The 1,803-nt window shown below is 73.6% G+C and carries 2 protein-coding genes; one reads left to right on the top strand and one right to left on the bottom strand.

All coding sequences use genetic code 11. From position 1 onward, the window contains the following. On the bottom strand, positions 1 to 1,109 hold a 1,109-nt coding region (locus AAHZ94_RS33570), incomplete at its 3' end, for a periplasmic substrate-binding domain-containing protein (RefSeq protein WP_349997477.1). A 347-nt stretch (positions 1,110 to 1,456) separates the two neighbouring features. Between AAHZ94_RS33570 and AAHZ94_RS33575 the strand changes: the two genes are divergently transcribed. Next, positions 1,457 to 1,741, top strand: a complete 285-nt coding sequence (locus tag AAHZ94_RS33575; protein WP_349997478.1) for an Rv0250c family protein — start codon at positions 1,457 to 1,459, stop codon at positions 1,739 to 1,741. The last annotated feature ends 62 nt before the right edge of the window (positions 1,742 to 1,803 follow it).

A 1,803-nucleotide genomic window follows, 5' to 3' on the forward strand; every position in this document is an offset into this window, starting at 1 on the left:
GCGTCGACCTCGGCCACGTCGAGCCGGCCGGCGATCAGCGCGGCGGCCCGCTCGGCCCGCGGCACCGGCTTGAACACCAGTTGGTCGAGCCGCGCGGACTCGCCCCACCAGCGCGGATTGCGGACCAGGGTGATCGACGTACGGACCGCACCCTTGCGCTTGCTCTTGTCCTTGCCCTTGCCCTTGGCCTTCTCGGAGCCGTCGGACCTCTCGGAGTTGTCGGAGCCGTCGGACTTCTCGGCGCCCTCCGAGTTCGCCCCCTCCGAGTCCGCTGCCTGCTTTTCCGGCTTCTCCGCCGAGTCCGCCTCCGGCTCCCCCGGGCGGCCCTCGCGCCGCTCGCCGTGGCCGGACCGCTCCCCCGTGCTGCCCGCCGTGGGCCCGGCCACCGCCGGCGACTTGCCGCCTGAGAAGACGAACGGTCCTGCGGTGAGCGGCAGTTGGGGCTTGCTTCGCTCGTTGAAGGCGCTCGGGGAGGCCATCGCCTCCTTCGGGTACAGCGGGGCGAACAGGGCCCGCCAATCCGCGTACGGGCGCCGGAAGGTGACCTCGATCTCGCCGGGTTCCTCGCCGGGCGCGATGCGTTCGATGCGCTCGTACCCGGTGTTGCGGGCCGCCCGGTACGCGGCGTCCTTGCCGCGCAGCGCCCGCCACTGGGCACGGAAGTCGGCCACTCCCAGCGCCCGGCCGTTGCTCCAGACCGCCTTGGGGTTCAGCCGGTAGCCGACGACCTGGCGCGGCTCGCGGTCGATGACCTCGGCGGACTCCAGGTAGTCCGGGTTGCGCTGCGGCCGGCCCTGCTGGTCGAGCGTGAACAGCAGCGGCAGCACGGCGCCGGCCACCCGGTCGGTGCCGGCATCGGCGTCGGCGTGGTAGGCGTTGAGGGTGGCGGGCGCGGCGTCAAGCGCCCAGCGCAGCGTGCCGCGGCCGGACAGGTCGGCGCGGGCGGCGCTCGCCACGTCGTGGGCCGCGGGGGCCGCCGCCGCGTCCTCGTCCCCGCCCGAACTGCACCCGGCCACCACCGGCAGCGGCAGCAGCACCCCGGCCGCGAACAGGCCGACACAGCGGCGGGTACGGGCCACCGGCCCCCTCGTGACGCCGTCCACGGGCATGGCTGGTACCTCCGGGTGCTGCACGGCTCATCGGATGGGCTGACCACTCACTGAAGGCGACCGCGACCGGCCCACCACCCCGACACGGCGGGTGCGAAGTCAAGGCCACCCGACCGGCGTAGCCCGCTTTGACCGGGTACGAGATGGCCCAAATCAGTCGCCACCCGGGCGGCGTAGCGCGTCCGAATCGGGCCGGTTCGCGGGGCTAGGCTTGGGGCGGGAGGGGCGCGATATGACCGGTGTGCGCCCAGAATCCCGGCAGATCTCTTCCCAACAGCGGGCGCGGCGCGCGACACTCGCTGTCGCATGAGTGTCGCCGTCCGCAACCGCGGAAGTGAGGACAAGTCATGTCCGTACACGATGAGTTGACGGCTGTTCAGCGAAGTCTCGACGACCTGGTGCGGTCCGTCGGACGACTCGAACAGCACGTCGGCACCGACAGTCTGGACATCCGCAGGGTACGTACCGATGCGGATCACCTCCGGGAGAGCGTCGCGCTGCTCCGCGCGTCGGCCCCACCGGAACCGGCCAAGCAGGAACGGGTGCCCATCCCCGACACGCCGTACGACCGTGCGCTGTGGACGGACGCCGAGGACGAGGGCCTCGGCTCGCGGGAGGGCCACGCGCCCTAGTGCGGCGCCGGCGACGCGAGGGGCGGCCCGGGACGGCCCGGGCCCCCGCCCGGCCCCCCCCC

Source organism: Streptomyces sp. HSW2009 (assembly GCF_040240285.1).
GTDB lineage: Bacteria > Actinomycetota > Actinomycetes > Streptomycetales > Streptomycetaceae > Streptomyces.

Excerpts from the sequence above, each read along its gene's own strand:
- AAHZ94_RS33575 (WP_349997478.1), top strand. The coding sequence starts at position 1,457 with ATGTCCGTACACGATGAGTTGACGGCTGTTCAGCGAAGTCTCGACGAC.